At 64.0% G+C, this 14,874-nt stretch carries 13 protein-coding genes and 1 tRNA gene; 10 read left to right on the forward strand and 4 right to left on the reverse strand.

The genetic code is table 11. The features are described 5' to 3' along the window. Positions 1-161: 161 nt before the first annotated feature. Complete coding sequence (locus AC0L27_RS09065) at positions 162-3,218, reverse strand: ATP-binding protein (RefSeq protein ID WP_354207745.1); 3,057 nt, start codon at positions 3,216-3,218, stop codon at positions 162-164. Positions 3,219-3,481: 263 nt separating this feature from the next. Here AC0L27_RS09065 and AC0L27_RS09070 point away from each other — a divergent pair, with 263 nt between their 5' ends. The 3 genes from AC0L27_RS09070 (at position 3,482) to AC0L27_RS09080 (ending at position 5,182) form a co-directional block, all read left to right on the forward strand. Further along, positions 3,482-3,973, forward strand: a complete 492-nt coding sequence (locus AC0L27_RS09070; protein ID WP_354207743.1) for a hypothetical protein — start codon at positions 3,482-3,484, stop codon at positions 3,971-3,973. A 171-nt stretch (positions 3,974-4,144) separates the two neighbouring features. After that, complete coding sequence (locus AC0L27_RS09075) at positions 4,145-4,465, forward strand: hypothetical protein (RefSeq protein ID WP_354207741.1); 321 nt, start codon at positions 4,145-4,147, stop codon at positions 4,463-4,465. A gap of 60 nt (positions 4,466-4,525) precedes the next feature. Further along, the gene (locus AC0L27_RS09080) at positions 4,526-5,182 is read left to right on the forward strand and encodes a thermonuclease family protein (RefSeq protein WP_354207935.1); all 657 of its coding nucleotides are present in this window, start codon (positions 4,526-4,528) and stop codon (positions 5,180-5,182) included. A 70-nt stretch (positions 5,183-5,252) separates the two neighbouring features. Here AC0L27_RS09080 and AC0L27_RS09085 read toward each other — a convergent pair. Further along, a tRNA-Met gene (locus tag AC0L27_RS09085) sits at positions 5,253-5,329 on the reverse strand. 312 nt (positions 5,330-5,641) lie between these two features. Between AC0L27_RS09085 and AC0L27_RS09090 the strand changes: the two genes are divergently transcribed. Together AC0L27_RS09090 and AC0L27_RS09095 are read left to right on the forward strand one after the other, a co-directional pair. Next, on the forward strand, positions 5,642-7,099 hold the full coding sequence (locus AC0L27_RS09090; RefSeq protein ID WP_354255934.1) for a coniferyl aldehyde dehydrogenase: 1,458 nt from the start codon (positions 5,642-5,644) through the stop codon (positions 7,097-7,099). Positions 7,100-7,222: 123 nt separating this feature from the next. Then, positions 7,223-8,815 (forward strand): GMC family oxidoreductase, encoded by a 1,593-nt coding sequence (locus AC0L27_RS09095; RefSeq protein ID WP_473318676.1) that lies wholly within the window; start codon positions 7,223-7,225, stop codon positions 8,813-8,815. 218 nt (positions 8,816-9,033) lie between these two features. Here AC0L27_RS09095 and AC0L27_RS09100 read toward each other — a convergent pair whose 3' ends face one another. Further along, positions 9,034-9,795, reverse strand: coding sequence for an SDR family oxidoreductase (locus AC0L27_RS09100; RefSeq protein ID WP_275170831.1), 762 nt, complete (start codon positions 9,793-9,795; stop codon positions 9,034-9,036). A gap of 104 nt (positions 9,796-9,899) precedes the next feature. Here AC0L27_RS09100 and AC0L27_RS09105 point away from each other — a divergent pair, with 104 nt between their 5' ends. The 3 genes from AC0L27_RS09105 to AC0L27_RS09115 all read left to right on the forward strand — a co-directional run bounded on the left by AC0L27_RS09105 (position 9,900) and on the right by AC0L27_RS09115 (position 12,327). Further along, positions 9,900-10,412, forward strand: a complete 513-nt coding sequence (locus AC0L27_RS09105) for a CvpA family protein (protein ID WP_275170830.1) — start codon at positions 9,900-9,902, stop codon at positions 10,410-10,412. A gap of 146 nt (positions 10,413-10,558) precedes the next feature. Beyond that, positions 10,559-11,341, forward strand: coding sequence for an SDR family oxidoreductase (locus AC0L27_RS09110; protein ID WP_027570121.1), 783 nt, complete (start codon positions 10,559-10,561; stop codon positions 11,339-11,341). Next, a complete protein-coding gene (locus AC0L27_RS09115; RefSeq protein WP_354207734.1) occupies positions 11,338-12,327 on the forward strand; it encodes an NADPH:quinone reductase in 990 nt (329 codons plus the stop codon). Before AC0L27_RS09110 ends, AC0L27_RS09115 begins: the two co-directional genes overlap by 4 nt. 11 nt (positions 12,328-12,338) lie before the next feature. Here AC0L27_RS09115 and AC0L27_RS09120 read toward each other — a convergent pair whose 3' ends face one another. After that, the gene (locus AC0L27_RS09120) at positions 12,339-12,815 is read right to left on the reverse strand and encodes a DUF3775 domain-containing protein (RefSeq protein ID WP_275170828.1); all 477 of its coding nucleotides are present in this window, start codon (positions 12,813-12,815) and stop codon (positions 12,339-12,341) included. A 123-nt stretch (positions 12,816-12,938) separates the two neighbouring features. On the opposite strand from AC0L27_RS09120, the gene AC0L27_RS09125 reads away from it, so the two are divergent. After that, complete coding sequence (locus AC0L27_RS09125; protein ID WP_354207731.1) at positions 12,939-13,787, forward strand: MBL fold metallo-hydrolase; 849 nt, start codon at positions 12,939-12,941, stop codon at positions 13,785-13,787. A 128-nt stretch (positions 13,788-13,915) separates the two neighbouring features. Next, positions 13,916-14,758: a fumarylacetoacetate hydrolase family protein gene (locus AC0L27_RS09130; protein WP_354207729.1), complete on the forward strand. Its 843-nt coding sequence runs from the start codon at positions 13,916-13,918 to the stop codon at positions 14,756-14,758. Positions 14,759-14,874 lie beyond the last annotated feature (116 nt).

Below are 14,874 nucleotides of genomic sequence, written 5' to 3' on the forward strand. Positions count from 1 at the left end.
CGCACCAGCGGGCCCTCCTCCGCGCTGGACCATGGGGACCCTTCAAATAAAAGGGCAAAAACAACCCCATGCACAGTAGCTAACCCATTGCGGCGCCTGCTGGATTTATTTGACGCGTCGGGCAGATTTCGGCCGCGCTGGCCGCCCGGCCGCCGCTACCGTCAGCTTAGCTCGTCACCCGCCGCCTGCATCTCGTTGAGCATCGCCTCGGCTTTGTGCCGCAGCGGCAGCGCGCCGCTCTCGGTGGCGATCGCGATGGTCGCGCGCAGGGCGCTCAGGATCGCCGCCTTGGCCTCCGCATCCGACGGCGGCGTCACCACGGCCTCGCCGAACAGCGCCTCCGCCTCCAGCCCGGAGAACCCCTGTTGCCGCGCGGTGTTGCGCGCCTCGCGCAGCATGTTCTGCGCCGCCTGGACGTCGCCGAGACGGTGGGTGGCGAGCGCCAGATAGATCGAGCTGCGCAGCACCGCCGAGGTATAGCCGACCGCCTTCGCCTCCTCGCGCGCTTCCGTCAGCATGCCGCGCGCCCGGTCGAACAGCCCCTGCTCCAGATAGGCCATGCCGAGATGGCAGGCGAGCACTGGCACGAACAGCCGGATGCCGTGCTTCTGCGCCAGGACGAAACCGTCCTCGAGAATGGCCGCGGCCCCCGCCGGCTCGCCGCGGCCGAGCATCAGCCAGCCGCCACTATAGGCAGCGGCGACACGGTCGTAGGGGCGGCCGGTTTCCTCCGCGATTGCGACGGCTTGCTGCTGGAGCTGCTCGGCGGCATCGAGCTCGCCCATCACGGTGTGGGTGATGCTGTTCATCATGCAGCAGAGCAGGAGCAAAGATCGTGGGGTCGTGCCGATCGGGGCACTTGCTGCCGGCCCCGAGAGATGGGCACGGGTGGTAACCAGCATCTTCTCGGCGCGATCGTAGCGGCCGGAAAGAAAATAGGCCTGCCCGAGACTGTATTGCGCGAGATTGCGCCAGGCGGGATTGCCCGAATTTTCCGCCAGATGCACCACATCTTCTCCGATCGCGACAGCTTCGACCGGCGTTCCATAGAAATTCTGGGCACCCGCTCTCATGGTCATGGCCGCGACCTTGCGTTCAATGTCGCCAATCGCATCGGCTCGCCGTTCGGCCTCGCTCCCCAAATCCAGGGCTTCGGCGACACGCCCCGACCCGGCAAAGGCCAACCGCGCCTCCATCCGCAGGTCAATGGCGTCCGTTTCGCGCGCGTGCGTCACTGGGGTCTTGTCGAGAGAACCCATCGCGATCTCGAAATAATCGACCGCTTCGGCAAAGGCCGAGCGCACCAGACATTTTCGAGCCGCGCTCCTGCCATGCTGAAAAGCCTTCCCCCAATCCTTCGCTCGGGCCGCGTGATAGCAGAGCGTATCCGGACCGTCGGTCCACGCCTCGTCGGTCTCGAGAGCCGCCAGAATGCTGGCATGGATGCTTTCCCGCACCTTCTCGACCATCGAATCGTAGGTCACCTGCCTGACCATCTCGTGGCGGAATTCGAGCGAGTCCTCCAACTCACTGTCGATCCTGACGAGCAGCTCGGCCCGGTCGAGCGCGGTAACGCAATCCTGCAGGACGTCTTCCGGCACGGCCGCTACTCTTCGCAGTGTGGCCTGGTCGGCCCGGGGTCCAAGCGCCGCGGCGATCTGGAGAAGCGACCGTTCCTGTCGTGACACACGATCCAGCCGCGCCGCGATCACACCCTGAATGCTGCTGGGGATGCCGAGTTCGTCCACAGGACGCGCAAGGGAAAGGTCGCCCCACTGGCCAAGAAGCATGCCGCTGTCCTTCAGACTGCGGCAGACCTCCTCGATGAACAGCGGAACGTTGGCCGTATGAGAGATGATCCGGTTCTTCAGGTCTTCGTTGGTCGTGGCGGGACCAAGCATGTCCGCGAGCATGGCCAAGCCTGAATCGTCATCGAGAGGCCGCATCGCCACGATTTCCGCGCGGCAGCTCGCGATCCAAACCGGCATCCCATTGGGCCGCGTCGTCAGCAGCACAAGCAGATCAGGGCATTGTAGCCCCGAAAGGGTCGCGACGACCGCATCGCTGGCCCGATCCATCCAGTGCAGGTCCTCAATCAAAAGGATCGTACGCTGACGACGGGCGACGCTCTCGACGATCGCACAGCTTGCGTCTGAAATCGCACGACCGCGCGCGTGAGGCTCCAATTCATCCCATTGCGGATCGGAAACCGGCAAATCCAGGATCGCGTCGACGGCCCGCTGTTGCACCACCGGCAACGCGTCTCTCGGATCATCCGTCCTGGTCTGATCTCTCGCAGCTGTATCAAGGATCGAGAGCAACAGGCGCTTGAGCGCGCTGTACGGCGCACCCTGGAGATTCGGACTGCACTCGACATCGATCAGCCGCCAGCCGCCAGCCCGGAGATCCTGCGCGAATTCATGCGCAAGCCGAGACTTGCCAATGCCGGCGTCACCCATCAGCAGAACCGTCTGCCGGCCGGCAGCAACCCTATCCGCAGCGCGCCACAACAACGCCCGCTCCGTCGTGCGGTCGACGAATCTGGAAACGCTCCGCGCACGTCGGACCCGCCAGCTCGACAGATCACTCGCCCCCATGACCCGGTAGACAGGCAGGGGCTCGCCGAAACCACGGAGCGCCTTGCGTCCCAGGAATTCAAAGCGGACGTGTCCGTCCGCAAGCTCCTGGCAGGCTTCGGAGACGTAGATCTGGTTCGCCTCGGCTGCCGTCTCCAGCCGAGCCGCGAGGTGCTGGGCTGCGCCGCCGATCTCGTAGACCTTGGAAAATTCGCTCGCGACCATGTAGGCCACCACATGACCCGAGTGCAGGCCGACCCGGACTTGAAGTCCTGGATCGCCCAGACTGCCAACACGCCGGACCAGCTCGATGGCCGCGTGGCAGGCCAGGGGCGCATGGTTATCGTCGGCGATCGGGGCGCCGAAGACGGCGGCCAACCCGTCACCCAACTCCTTGCTGACGATGCCGCCGAACTGGCGCACCGCGCCTCTCATCGCCGCAAGAGCAGGCTCGAGGCGCGACACCGCCGCCTCCGGCTCCAGTTCGGCAACAAGACCTGTGGAATCGACGACGTCGGCACGCAGAATCGTCACAAAGCGTCGTTCGCTGTCGGGGTCGACGGGCTGGCGCACCGCCGCTCCGCATTTGGAGCACCAGCTGTCGCCCGGACCAATCGCCGACTGACAAGCGAAGCAATGCATTCCAGCGCCTTCAACCACTGCCTCGGCAGCCCCACCCCAACCCCCGCGAGGCGTTCGACCTAACAATACCTATAGGAAAGTGCATGGCAATTGGGCTTGCGACATAGGCGACGTTACGGGATGGAGGCTCTCTGGACGAAATACATTCCTGAGTGGTAGCGTTGACTGCGCACAACAAACAGCGTGATCGGCCGTAGCGTGACGCGTATTTTCGGCCACCGCACCAGAGATTTTGACAAACAGACATATGAAGGAAAGAGGCGATGGCCGGACTGGTATATAGCGGCAAGGCATTTCGAGACTTGATGAATAGCAATTACTATCCTTTGGCGAACATGAAGAAGAGCGTCGCGAAGCTCAAGGAGTCCGACGACATCGACCTGCCGACCTTGGAATACGGCCAGTACCATTTGATTCTGAACCCGGCATCGAACTGGCCGCAGGGCAGCGCCAAGTACTGGCACAAGGAAAAGGGCCGGGCCCGCGTCGACCTCAGCACCCAGCCGAACACAGTCCCCCTGTCCAGGGATGAGCCGGGCGTCATTCCTCTGACGCGATGCGATCTGCTCGATGCCTGCGTCCGGAAATGCTTCAACTCCGAGCCGCCGATCCCGATGAAGACGAAGATCATCACCCACGAAGCCAGCGACGCTTTCGCGCACCGGCACGAGATACGGCTGGAGTGGGACTACAAGAAGGGCTCGGACAAGCCGACGCTGCTCAATCTGACGATGGTCTGCCCGCATAGATCCTGAGCTTCGGACACATTCTGCTTCGTTCAGAAGATCATCTCCGCCCGCGCGCTACAAGGGCGCGGGTTAGAACCTCCGGCGCGTCCTTGAGGTGTCGTGCCTGTCGCGTCTTCCGTCATGGGCTTGTCGTGCGAAGATGATTCGCTGCCTTCTGAACCATGAGAGGAGCGGCCGATGCCCGTTGGACTGCTGGAGGTCGAAGGCACCATTGATGTCAGCCAGTTCTGGCCGGAGGGGCGGTCGGACGCCGACACCACCAAGGTCGTGGTGACCATCGCGCCGGACGCGATCCGCTTTCGCAAGAACGATACCGCGCCGTTCCAGCCGACCCATGTGTTCGACAACGCCAAGGTCAAGGGCCGCACCAACACGGCGCCGATCAAGAATGGCAAGCTTACCATTCGCCTCCAGGGCATTGACGCGCCGGAGCTGCATTACCAGCCCTCACCGCTCTCGCCCGCGGAGAAGAAGGGGCTGACCGACGCCAGGCGATAGGCCTATCACGAGCTCACGCATCCCTACCGGCAGTTTCTCGGCGCGACGACGAGCAAGGCGCTGCATGATTTTCTCGGCAGTAGCGCCGAGCCGACGCTCACCTGCCGGGTGTTCACGCATGTCGATGCCCCGAACGAGGTGTTCGACACGTATGGACGGCTGGTCGGCGACATCGAGGTGACGGTCCGCGGCCACAAGGTCGACGTCAACCATTGGCTGGTCGAGCAGGGCTTTGCCTATCCGACGTTCTACTCCTCGATGAATGATGACGAGATCCGCGCCTTCCTCGCGATCGCCAAGACCGCGCGCGCGAAAAAGCTGCCAGTCTGGAAGCACCTCGCCAGGACGATTGGCGCCTTCGACTTCGACCTGCGCGAGCCCAAGACAAACGAGACCGGCGTGCTCGCGACCGACAAGGGCCCGGTGATGCTGCCAAAGCTCTACCGCCGCTACGCCAACTGGTCGGCCCGCAAGAAGGCCAAGGTGACGAGCCAGAATTTCCAGAAATTCTTGGGCGAAGGCTCCGGCGGCAAGCCCGACACCTGCTACGAGATCGGCGATTTCCTCACCAACGGCGTGCACTCGGCGACGCCACGAAATTTTGCCGAGTTCGTCGAGGGCGGCAAGACGATCAAGTTTCAGCCCGAGGGCCTGGTGTTCGGGGAAGCGCCGTCGATGCTGGTCGGGGCGGACGGGAAGGCGATTAAAGAGTTTTGAGGACACCAGAAACAAAAATGGCCCGCTCAACGCGGGCCATTTTCTCATCGGGACCGGTAAGGTCCGAACTTGGTTGCGGGGATAGGATTTGAACCTATGACCTTCAGGTTATGAGCCTGACGAGCTACCGGGCTGCTCCACCCCGCGTTAACCGTTGCTTTGCCTTCGTGAAAGTGCCGGGGACGGTGAATGAAGGGCCGGCGCTGTTCGCGTGGCTTGCTTCGTCCGTCCCGAAGGCTTCCTTGGAAGGCAACCCCGGGCAAAGCCCGTTGGGTGCGGGCGGTATGTACCAACCCGGGGTGGCTTTGGAAAGGGCTGCGCGGACGTTTTTTTCGACTTTATGACAGCGCGGTGGACGAATTTACGGCCTGTTCGGCCCGCCCTTGCCAGAAGTTCCACAAGGGGCCAGCTTGCGGCCACAAAACCAGGCGGAAACGCCACTTAAAGAGGGAGAACGCCATGGACCACGCCTTGGACCGTCCCTCGGACCGCCCCCCGCCGAGCGCCCCGCTTCGGGCCGTTGAGGAGACCTTCCGTGCCATGATTGCGCGGTCGCGGGCCGAGCCGGCGCCTGGCCTCGCCGAGCGGCTCGACCGGCTGGCGCGGCTGCGCACTGTCGTCGCCGACAACGAGGAGCGCTTCCGGCAGGCGATCTCGGCAGATTTCGGCCACCGCTGCGCGGTCGAGACCAATATCGCCGAGACCATGATGGTGTTCTCCGAGATCCGCCATGCCACCAAGCACCTCAAGAGCTGGATGGCGCCGCAGCGCGTTTCGACGACGCTGCAATTCCTGCCCGCGCGCAACCGGCTGATGCCGCAGCCGCTCGGCGTCGTCGGCATCATCGCGCCCTGGAATTATCCGCTGCAGCTGACGCTCGCGCCCGCCATCGGCGCACTCGCCGCCGGCAACCGCGTCATCATCAAGCCGAGCGAGATCGTGCCGCATTTCTCAGCGCTGCTGAAGGAGACGGTGGCCGAGCGGTTCGACGCTGCGGAGTTGCTGGTCACCGGGGTCGAGGACGAGATCGCGAAGGCCTTCGCATCGCTGCCGTTCGATCATCTGGTATTCACCGGCTCGACCCGGGTCGGGCGGTTGGTCGCGGAGGCCGCGGGGCGCAATCTGACGCCCGTGACGCTCGAGCTCGGCGGCAAGTCGCCTGTTATCATCGACGCCTCGGCCGACCTCGAAGAGGCCGCCGAGCGCATCGCCTACGGCAAGCTGCTCAATGCCGGGCAGACCTGCATCGCACCCGATTATGTGCTGGTGCCCGAGCGCTCGTTGCAGGCCTTCGCCGAAAAAGTGCGAGCGCAGATGCGGCGCATGTTCGGTACCGACCCCGCCACCAAGGACTACACCTCCGTGATCTCCGACCGGCATTATGCGCGGCTGGAGAATCTCGTCGCGGATGCGGCAAGTCGCGGCGCAAAGATCCTGCAGCCGGCGAAGCCGGACGATCCGAACTGGAAGGCGCACCGCAAATTCCCGCCGACGCTGATCGCAGGCGCGACCGCAGACATGGCGGCCATGCAGGAGGAGATTTTTGGACCGGTGCTGCCGGTGCTCGGCTATCGCGAACCGGCCGACGCCATCGCCTTCGTCAACGCCCGCGACCGGCCGCTGGCGCTGTACTGGTTCGGCAAGGACCGCATTGCGCGCGACGAGGTGCTGGCGCGCACCGTCTCCGGCGGCGTCACCATCAACGACTGCCTGTTTCACTTCGCGCAAATCCACCAGCCGATGGGCGGCGTCGGCGCGTCCGGCACCGGCGCCTATCACGGCGAATGGGGCTTTCGCACGTTCAGCAAGCTGAAGCCGGTGTTCTATCGCTCGAAATTCAACCGCCTCGCCGACCTTTATCCGCCCTACGGCGGCAAGATCGCGCGGCTGGAGAAGTTGATGCGGTTCATGTCGTAGGGTCTCAGCATTCCGTCATTGCGAGCGCAGCGAAGCAATCCAGAATCCCTCCGCGGTGACAGTCTGGATTGCTTCGCTTTGCTCGCAATGACGAGAAGAAAAATGCAAGAGGGGGAAACATCAGTGACGGACACATTCGATTTCGTCGTCGTGGGCGCGGGCTCCGGCGGCTGCGCGGTGGCGGGGCGGCTGTCGGAGGATGCGGGGACATCGGTGGCGCTGCTCGATGCCGGCGGACGGAACGACAATTGGCGGATCACCACGCCGTTCGGACTCGCTTTGCCATACAAGGTCGCGAACTGGGGCTTCGATACTGTGCCGCAGAAGGGATTGAACGGCCGTATCGGCTATCAACCGCGCGGCAAGGGGCTCGGTGGCTCCTCGGCGATCAACGCCATGGTCTACATCCGCGGCAACAAATGGGACTACGACCACTGGGCCTCGCTCGGCAATGCCGGCTGGTCGTACGCGGACGTGCTGCCCTATTTCAAGCGCTCGGAGAACAACGCTGATTTTGACGGCGCGTATCATGGCAAGGGCGGCCCGCTGCATGTCAACAGGCTGCGCGCGGACAATCCGATCCATGAAATCTTCCATCAGGCCGCCCGCGAGGCGCAGTTTCGCATCCGCGAGGACTTCAATGCGGAGGACCACGAAGGGCTCGGCAGCTACCAGGTGACGCAGCATAATGGCGAGCGCTGGAGCGCGGCGCGCGCCTATGTGAATCCGCACATGGGCAAGCGCGCGAATCTGCGTGTCGAGACGCAGGCGCATGCCACGCGCATCCTGTTCGAAGGTGGGCGCGCGGTCGGCATCGAATATGTCCAGGGCAAGCAGACAAAGCAGCTGCGCGCCCGCCGCGAGGTGATCCTCGCCGCCGGCGCCTTCCAGTCACCGCAGTTGCTGATGCTGTCGGGCATCGGCGAGGGCGAGGCGCTTGCCGCGCACGGTATCGGCGTCGTGCATCACCTGCCGGGCGTAGGACGCAATCTGCAGGATCATCCGGATTTCGTGTTCGTCTACGCCTCCGACTATCCGCACTTCGTCCACTCATCGATCGGCCGGCTGCCGTCCCTGCTCCGCGCCATCCAGCGATACCGCCGGCAGCGGCGCGGCCTGATGACCACCAATTTCGCCGAGTGTGGCGGCTTCCTGAAGACCCGGGCCGACCTCGATGTGCCCGACATCCAGCTGCACTTCATCATCGCGATGCTCGACGACCATGGCCGCAAGAAGCGCAAGGAGGCGGGCTTCTCGTGCCATGTCTGCCTGTTGCGGCCGAAGAGCTGTGGCAGCGTCTGGCTGAAAAGCGCCGATCCACTAGCGGCGCCGATGATCGATCCGAATTTCTTGGGCGAGGCGGAGGATCTCGAGACGATGGTCGCGGGCTTCAAGACCACGCGACGGCTGATGGAGACGCCCGCGATGCGCGCGTTGCAGAAGAAGAACATGTTCACGTCCGATGTGAGAACGGACGACGACATCCGCGCCATCCTGCGCGCGCGTGTCGACACCGTCTATCACCCCGTCGGCACCTGCAAGATGGGCACCGACGCGATGGCCGTGGTCGATCCGGCGCTGAAGGTGCACGGCGTCGAGGGTCTGCGCGTCGTCGACGCCTCGATCATGCCGACACTGATCGGCGGCAATACCAATGCGCCGACCATCATGATCGCGGAGAAGGCGGCGGATATGATCCGGGCGGAGATGCGGTAGTGCGAAGCTGCCGCGTCATACTCCGCCGTCGTCCCGGACAAGCGTAAGCGCAGATCCGGGACCCATAACCGCAGGGAGTAGCTGCGGCGTGAGATGGTAACCACGAGTCTTCGCCAAACTGCTCCCTGTGGTTATGGGTCCCGGATCTACGCTCCGCTTCGCTGCGCTTGTCCGGGACGACGCCTGAGTGAACTCGCTTGTCCGGACGACAGCCGGGCTCAATTCAACAAAAACCCGCCGTCCACCGTCACCACGCTGCCCGTCATGTACCGCGAGGCCTTGGAAGCCAGCAGCAGGATCGCGCCGTCGAGATCGGACTCGGCGCCGATACGGCGCTGCGGGATGCGCTTGGTCAGGCGCTCGCCTGACGGCGTCGACCAGAACGCATGGTTCATCTCGGTGTCGATGTAGCCGGGCGCGAGCGCGTTGATGCGGATGTTCTGCCCCGCAAGCTCCAGCGCCATCGCTTTGGTTGCCTGGATGATGCCGGCCTTGGAGATCGCGTAAGGCGACACCGCCTTCAGCACGCCGGTGCCGAGCACGGACGCGATGTTGACGATGTTGCCGTCCTGCTTGCGCGCGACCATGCGGCGCGCGATCTCGGTGGCGAGAAAATAGGCGCCCTTGAGATTGGCGCCGATCACCGCGTCCCAATCGGCTTCGGTCTGCTCGGTCGCGAGCTTTTCGATGGCGATGCCGGCATTGTTGATCAGCACCGTGACCGGGCCGAGTGCGGCTTCCGCGGCATCGACGGCCCTGGCGATCGATGCGGTGTCGGTGACGTCGAGCGCGACGGCGGCGGCACGGCCGCCCTTGCCGCGGATCTCCTCTTCCAGGCTCTTCAGCTTGTCGGTCTGCCGAGCCGCGAGCGCGACGGCCGCGCCGTGCGCCGCCAACACCCGGGCAAATTGCCGCCCCAGCCCCTGGCTCGCACCTGTGACGAGGATGGTTTCCTGACTGACATCGAATAGGTCTGACATGACGCTTTCCTTGGGCTTTGCAGCCATCAATACAGACGATTTTAACGATCTGAAACCGGAATGATCGGTTCTGCGTTCACTCGTTCCATGGCAGGCTCCCGCGTATGAACAGTTTCGATCTCGCCGTCTATGCGGCGTTCGCAATCGCGATCGGCTTCGGTTTCAGGAGCGGCCTGCTCGGCAGCGCCATGACGATCCTCGCCTATCTCCTCGCCGCCCCCATCGCGGTTGCGCTGATGCCGCTGATCGTCCCGCAGGTCGCGGGCAATCCGAATGCGCCGCTGCTGCAGAACTGGATCTGGTTCTTCGGCATCTTCGTGGTGGTCGGCATGCTGTTTGGACATCTCGGCCGGCTGGCCCTGAGCGACACGATACGGCAGGCCGGCATCGGCGACCGGCTCGGCGGCGCCGCCCTCGGCGCGATCAGGGTCGGCCTCGTCGCCACCACCTTGGTGCTGGTGTTCGACCAGATCGTGCCGGCCAATCGTCAGCCGCCGTTCCTCGCCGGTTCGCACCTGCGGCCGCTGTTCTCGACAGTCGGGCAGATGGGCTTCAAGTCGCTGCCGCCGGAGGCGGCCTCCGCGATCGACCGCCTCAAGCAGGAGCGGCGTATCTAGCTCATTGTCTGGGGATCATGCCCGCACATTTGCATCGCCGCGCAAGTGCGCATGCATTTTGATGCGAGCCCGTCCCTTATCAGCGGCGCCAAGGTTGGCTAGAATAGCGGCTCTAAAAACCTGCATGACATTACGGGAGTGAAACAGTGGATCTTGGGATCAAAGGCCGCCGCGCCATCGTTTGCGCATCCAGCAAAGGCCTCGGACGCGCCTGCGCCATCTCGCTGGCCGAAGCCGGCGTACACGTCACGCTGACCGCGCGCGGCGCCGAGGCCCTGAAGAAGACGGCCGACGACATCCGCAAGGCCTATCCTGATGTGACGGTTACCGAGATCGTCGGCGACATCACGACGCCGGCGGGCCGCGAGGCCGTGCTCAAGGCCTGCCCGGAGCCTGACATCCTGATCAACAATGCCGGTGGACCGCCGCCCGGCGATTTCCGCAACTGGACCCGCGACGACTGGATCAAGGCGATCGACGCCAACATGCTGACCCCGATCGAGCTGATCAAGTCAACGGTGGACGGCATGATGGCGCGCAAGTTCGGCCGCATCGTCAACATCACCTCGGCCGCGGTGAAGGCGCCGATCGACATTCTCGGTCTCTCCAACGGCGCGCGCGCCGGCCTCACCGGCTTCATCGCCGGCCTGTCACGCAAGACCGTAATCAACAACGTCACCATCAACGGCCTGTTGCCGGGTCCGTTCGAGACCGACCGACTGCGCAGCACCGCGAAGGGGGAATCCGAGAAGCGCGGCATCACGCCGGACCAGGTTCTGGCCGAGCGCGCCAAGCTCAATCCCGCAGGCCGCTTCGGCGATCCCGACGAGTTCGGCTACGCCTGCGCATTCCTGTGCGGCAGCAGGGCCGGCTTCATCACCGGTCAGAACCTTCTGCTCGATGGCGGTGCCTTCCCGGGAACGCTGTGAGGGCGGTCTGGTACGAGGAGACAGGACCGGCGGCGGACGTCCTCACCTATGGTGAGATGGCGACGCCGGTCGCGGGTCCAGGCGAAGTTCGTATTCGCCTGGAAGCCTCCGGCATCAATCCGGCCGATGTCGGCCGGCGCGGGGGCAGCTATCGCGTAAAGGAGTTTTCGCGCGTCATTCCGAACAGCGATGGCGCGGGGTTTATCGACCAGATCGGCGATGGCGCGACGCGGTTCAAGATCGGCGACAGGGTCTGGCTGTTCAACGGCCAGCGCAACGGCCGCGCCTTTGGCACCGCAGCCGAACATATCGCGCTTGCCGAGCATCTGGTGACGCCGCTGCCGGACAATCTCTCTTTTGCGGAAGGCGCGACGCTGGGCATTCCCGCAATGACGGCGTGGTGCTCCCTGTTTGCGGACGGACCGATCGTCGGCAAGTCGGTGCTGGTCACCGGCGGCGCGGGTGCGGTCGGGCATTACGCCGTGCAACTCGCGAAATGGGGCGGCGCGCAGGTGATCGCGACCGTCAGCTCGGCGATGAAAGGCGAGCAGGCGCGACAAGCTGGTGCCGATCTCGTGGTCAATTACTGGGACGAAGATGTCGTTGCCAAGGCCATGGCCTTCACCGGCGGACGCGGGGTCGACCAATTGGTCGATGTCGATTTCGGCGGCAACATCGCGACGACCCTGAAGTTGATGGCCATGAATTCGACCATCGCGGTCTACGCCACGAACGGCAACCGCACGCCGACCGTACCGATGCGCGAGCTGATGGAAAAGTGTATCACGCTCCGCTCGCTCGTCTTGTTCGCGCTCCCGCCCGCGTTCCTTGCGGCGGCGCAAGCCGACATCTCGAAATGGCTGGCAGCGGGGCCGCGGATCCACAATGTCGCGGCGCAGTTTGCGTTGTCGGAGACGGCGCAAGCCCACGTCGCCGTCGAGAAAGGCGACAAGCTCGGCACCGTGGTCGTTGACTGCGCGCGCTGATATCGGCCGGATCACCGCTGCTTGGTGATCTCGTCTTCGTCCCGCTGGCTCGGACTGGATGAATCGGCGACTGGGTTTCCGTCGGTCCAGTCGACGCCGAATTCGTCGAGCCCGTCTGCGAGCAGATCGCCCAGCATCGGCTCACCGAGCAGATAATGCGCCGTCTCGCGCCGGGGACTGCGATACTCGGCGCGCGCCTCCACAGCGCGTGCACGCAAATCGTCCCAATCGTCGATTGTGCCGTCGCCGCGACCGAGCCAGGTCAGCGTGACGAGATCGATCTGCTCGTCCTCGTTCATGGCCACGATGAAACTTCCGAGTTCGTTGACCACCGGATCGGAGCCGTCATCCTCGAGAACGTCGACCGAATCGTCATCCGTCGCATTCGAGCCGGAATCCGGATCGGAATCCGCCTGCTTGACGTCGAATTCACGCGCCTTTTCGATGATGAAGGCGACCTTCTCCGCGGAAATCGCAAGCTCTGGCATGACTGGCCCTTTGTCTTTTCCTGGGTTCCCGCGATAACGCCGCACCGGGTCAGATGATCCATTGCGCCTGACGGCGAAACTGCGCATGTTCCCCGTCAAAGCAAGAACATGAGGATGCGCCGGATGCAGTGGAAGGTCGGCAGGGTCAAAATCACTGAGGTCGTGGAATTGGAGACGGTCGGCTCGACCCGCTTCATTCTGCCCTTGGCGAGCAATGCAGAAATCCAGAAGCTGCCTTGGCTGATCCCGCATTTCGCCACCGAAGAGGGCCGGCTGAAAATGTCGATCCATTCGCTGGTGGTGGAGACGCCGACGCGCCGCATCGTGGTCGATACCGGGCTTGGCAACGACAAGCAGGGCCGCAACCTCCCGACCTGGAACAACCGCACCACGCCGTTCCTGGAGACGATGATTGCGGCGGGCTTTCCGCCCGAGAGCATCGATACCGTGCTGTGCACGCATCTTCATGTCGACCATGTCGGCTGGAACACGAAGCTGGTCGACGGCAAATGGGTGCCGACCTTCCCCAACGCGCGCTATGTCTTCGGCAAGACCGAGTACGAGCATTGGCGCGACCATTCCACCGAGCCGGACAAGCAAGCCGTATTTGGCGATTCCGTGAAGCCGATCGTCGATGCCGACCGGGCCGAGTTGGTCGCGAGCGACCACCGGCTCAGCGACGAGATCAGCATGATCCCGACCCCCGGTCACAGCCCCGGGCATATGAGCATTCTGATCCGGTCGGACGGCGAGCAGGGACTGCTGACGGGCGACGTCGCTCATCATCCCTGCCAGATGGCGCATCTCGGCTGGTCCTCGACCGCGGATTCCGACCAGAGCCAATCGGCGGCGACGCGGCGCGAATTGTTCGGCCGATTTGCCGACACCCCGACGCTGGTGATCGGCGGGCATTTTTCGGCCGGGCATATTAGGCGGGACGGGGACGCGTTCAGGTTCGAGGCGCTGGCCTAGGTCTCGTGCCCCTACGATCACCCGAATTGAGAGGGCTGCAATGCGCCCCTCTTTGAGCGGTTGAATTTCCCGCCGCCCTGTTCCATGAAGCTGTTCAACCGATCGGTCCATTCCAGGGAGAAACGAGAATGAAGCTTGTTCGTTATGGCGAGAAGGGTGCGGAAAAGCCCGGCATGATCGACAAATCCGGCCAGTTGCGGGACCTGTCGGCGCATGTGAAGGACCTGACCGGCGAGGCCTATTCGCCCGAGAGCCTGAAGAAGCTGGCGGCGCTCGATCCCGCCTCGCTACCCGCCGTCTCCGGCAAGCCGCGGTTCGGCGCCCCCGTCACCGGCATGTCGAAATTCGTGGCGATCGGCCTCAACTATAGCGACCACGCCAAGGAGACCGGCGCGGAGATCCCGAGCGAGCCGATCATTTTCATGAAGGCCAACACCTCGCTGTCCGGCCCGAACGACGCCGTCGAGAAGCCGCGCGGCTCGACCAAGCTCGACTGGGAGGTCGAGATCGCCGCGATCATCGGCACGCGTGCAAAATACGTCTCGGAAACCGACGCGCTCAACCACGTCGCTGGCTACTGCGTCTGCAACGACGTCTCCGAGCGCGCCTTTCAGATCGAGCGCCTGGGTCAGTGGACCAAGGGCAAGTCGCACGACACGTTCGGCCCGCTCGGCCCCTGGCTCGCCACCAAGGACGAGATCAAGGACGTGCAGAACCTGCCGATGTGGCTCGACGTCAACGGTCAGCGTCGCCAGACCGGATCGACCAAGACCATGATCTTCTCGATGGCCAAATGCATCTCCTATGTCTCGCAGTTCATGACGCTGCTGCCGGGCGACATCATCACGACGGGCACCCCGCCCGGCGTCGGCCTCGGCATGAAGCCGCCGACCTTCCTCAATGTCGGCGACGTCATCACGCTCGGCATCGAGGGCCTCGGCGAGCAGCGCCAGGAGATCGTCGCGGCGTAAGCCGCGGCCAGCGCAACACTCGTCGTCATGCCCGGGCTTGTCCCGGGCATCCACGTCTCACAGTCTAACCACGCGGAAGCGCGTGGATGGCCGGGTCAAGCCCGGCCATGACGGAG

This window comes from Bradyrhizobium sp. Ken51, assembly GCF_055807435.1.

Bases quoted from the DNA above. Each gene is read 5' to 3' on its own strand.
- AC0L27_RS09075 (WP_354207741.1), top strand. From the start codon at position 4,145: ATGCCCGTTGGACTGCTGGAGGTCGAAGGCACCATTGATGTCAGCCAG.
- AC0L27_RS09105 (WP_275170830.1), top strand. From the start codon at position 9,900: ATGAACAGTTTCGATCTCGCCGTCTATGCGGCGTTCGCAATCGCGATC.
- AC0L27_RS09130 (WP_354207729.1), top strand. From the start codon at position 13,916: ATGAAGCTTGTTCGTTATGGCGAGAAGGGTGCGGAAAAGCCCGGCATG.
- AC0L27_RS09100 (WP_275170831.1), bottom strand. From the start codon at position 9,795: ATGTCAGACCTATTCGATGTCAGTCAGGAAACCATCCTCGTCACAGGT.
- AC0L27_RS09120 (WP_275170828.1), bottom strand. From the start codon at position 12,815: ATGCCAGAGCTTGCGATTTCCGCGGAGAAGGTCGCCTTCATCATCGAA.
- AC0L27_RS09125 (WP_354207731.1), top strand. From the start codon at position 12,939: ATGCAGTGGAAGGTCGGCAGGGTCAAAATCACTGAGGTCGTGGAATTG.
- AC0L27_RS09070 (WP_354207743.1), top strand. From the start codon at position 3,482: ATGGCCGGACTGGTATATAGCGGCAAGGCATTTCGAGACTTGATGAAT.
- AC0L27_RS09065 (WP_354207745.1), bottom strand. From the start codon at position 3,218: ATGCATTGCTTCGCTTGTCAGTCGGCGATTGGTCCGGGCGACAGCTGG.
- AC0L27_RS09090 (WP_354255934.1), top strand. From the start codon at position 5,642: ATGGACCACGCCTTGGACCGTCCCTCGGACCGCCCCCCGCCGAGCGCC.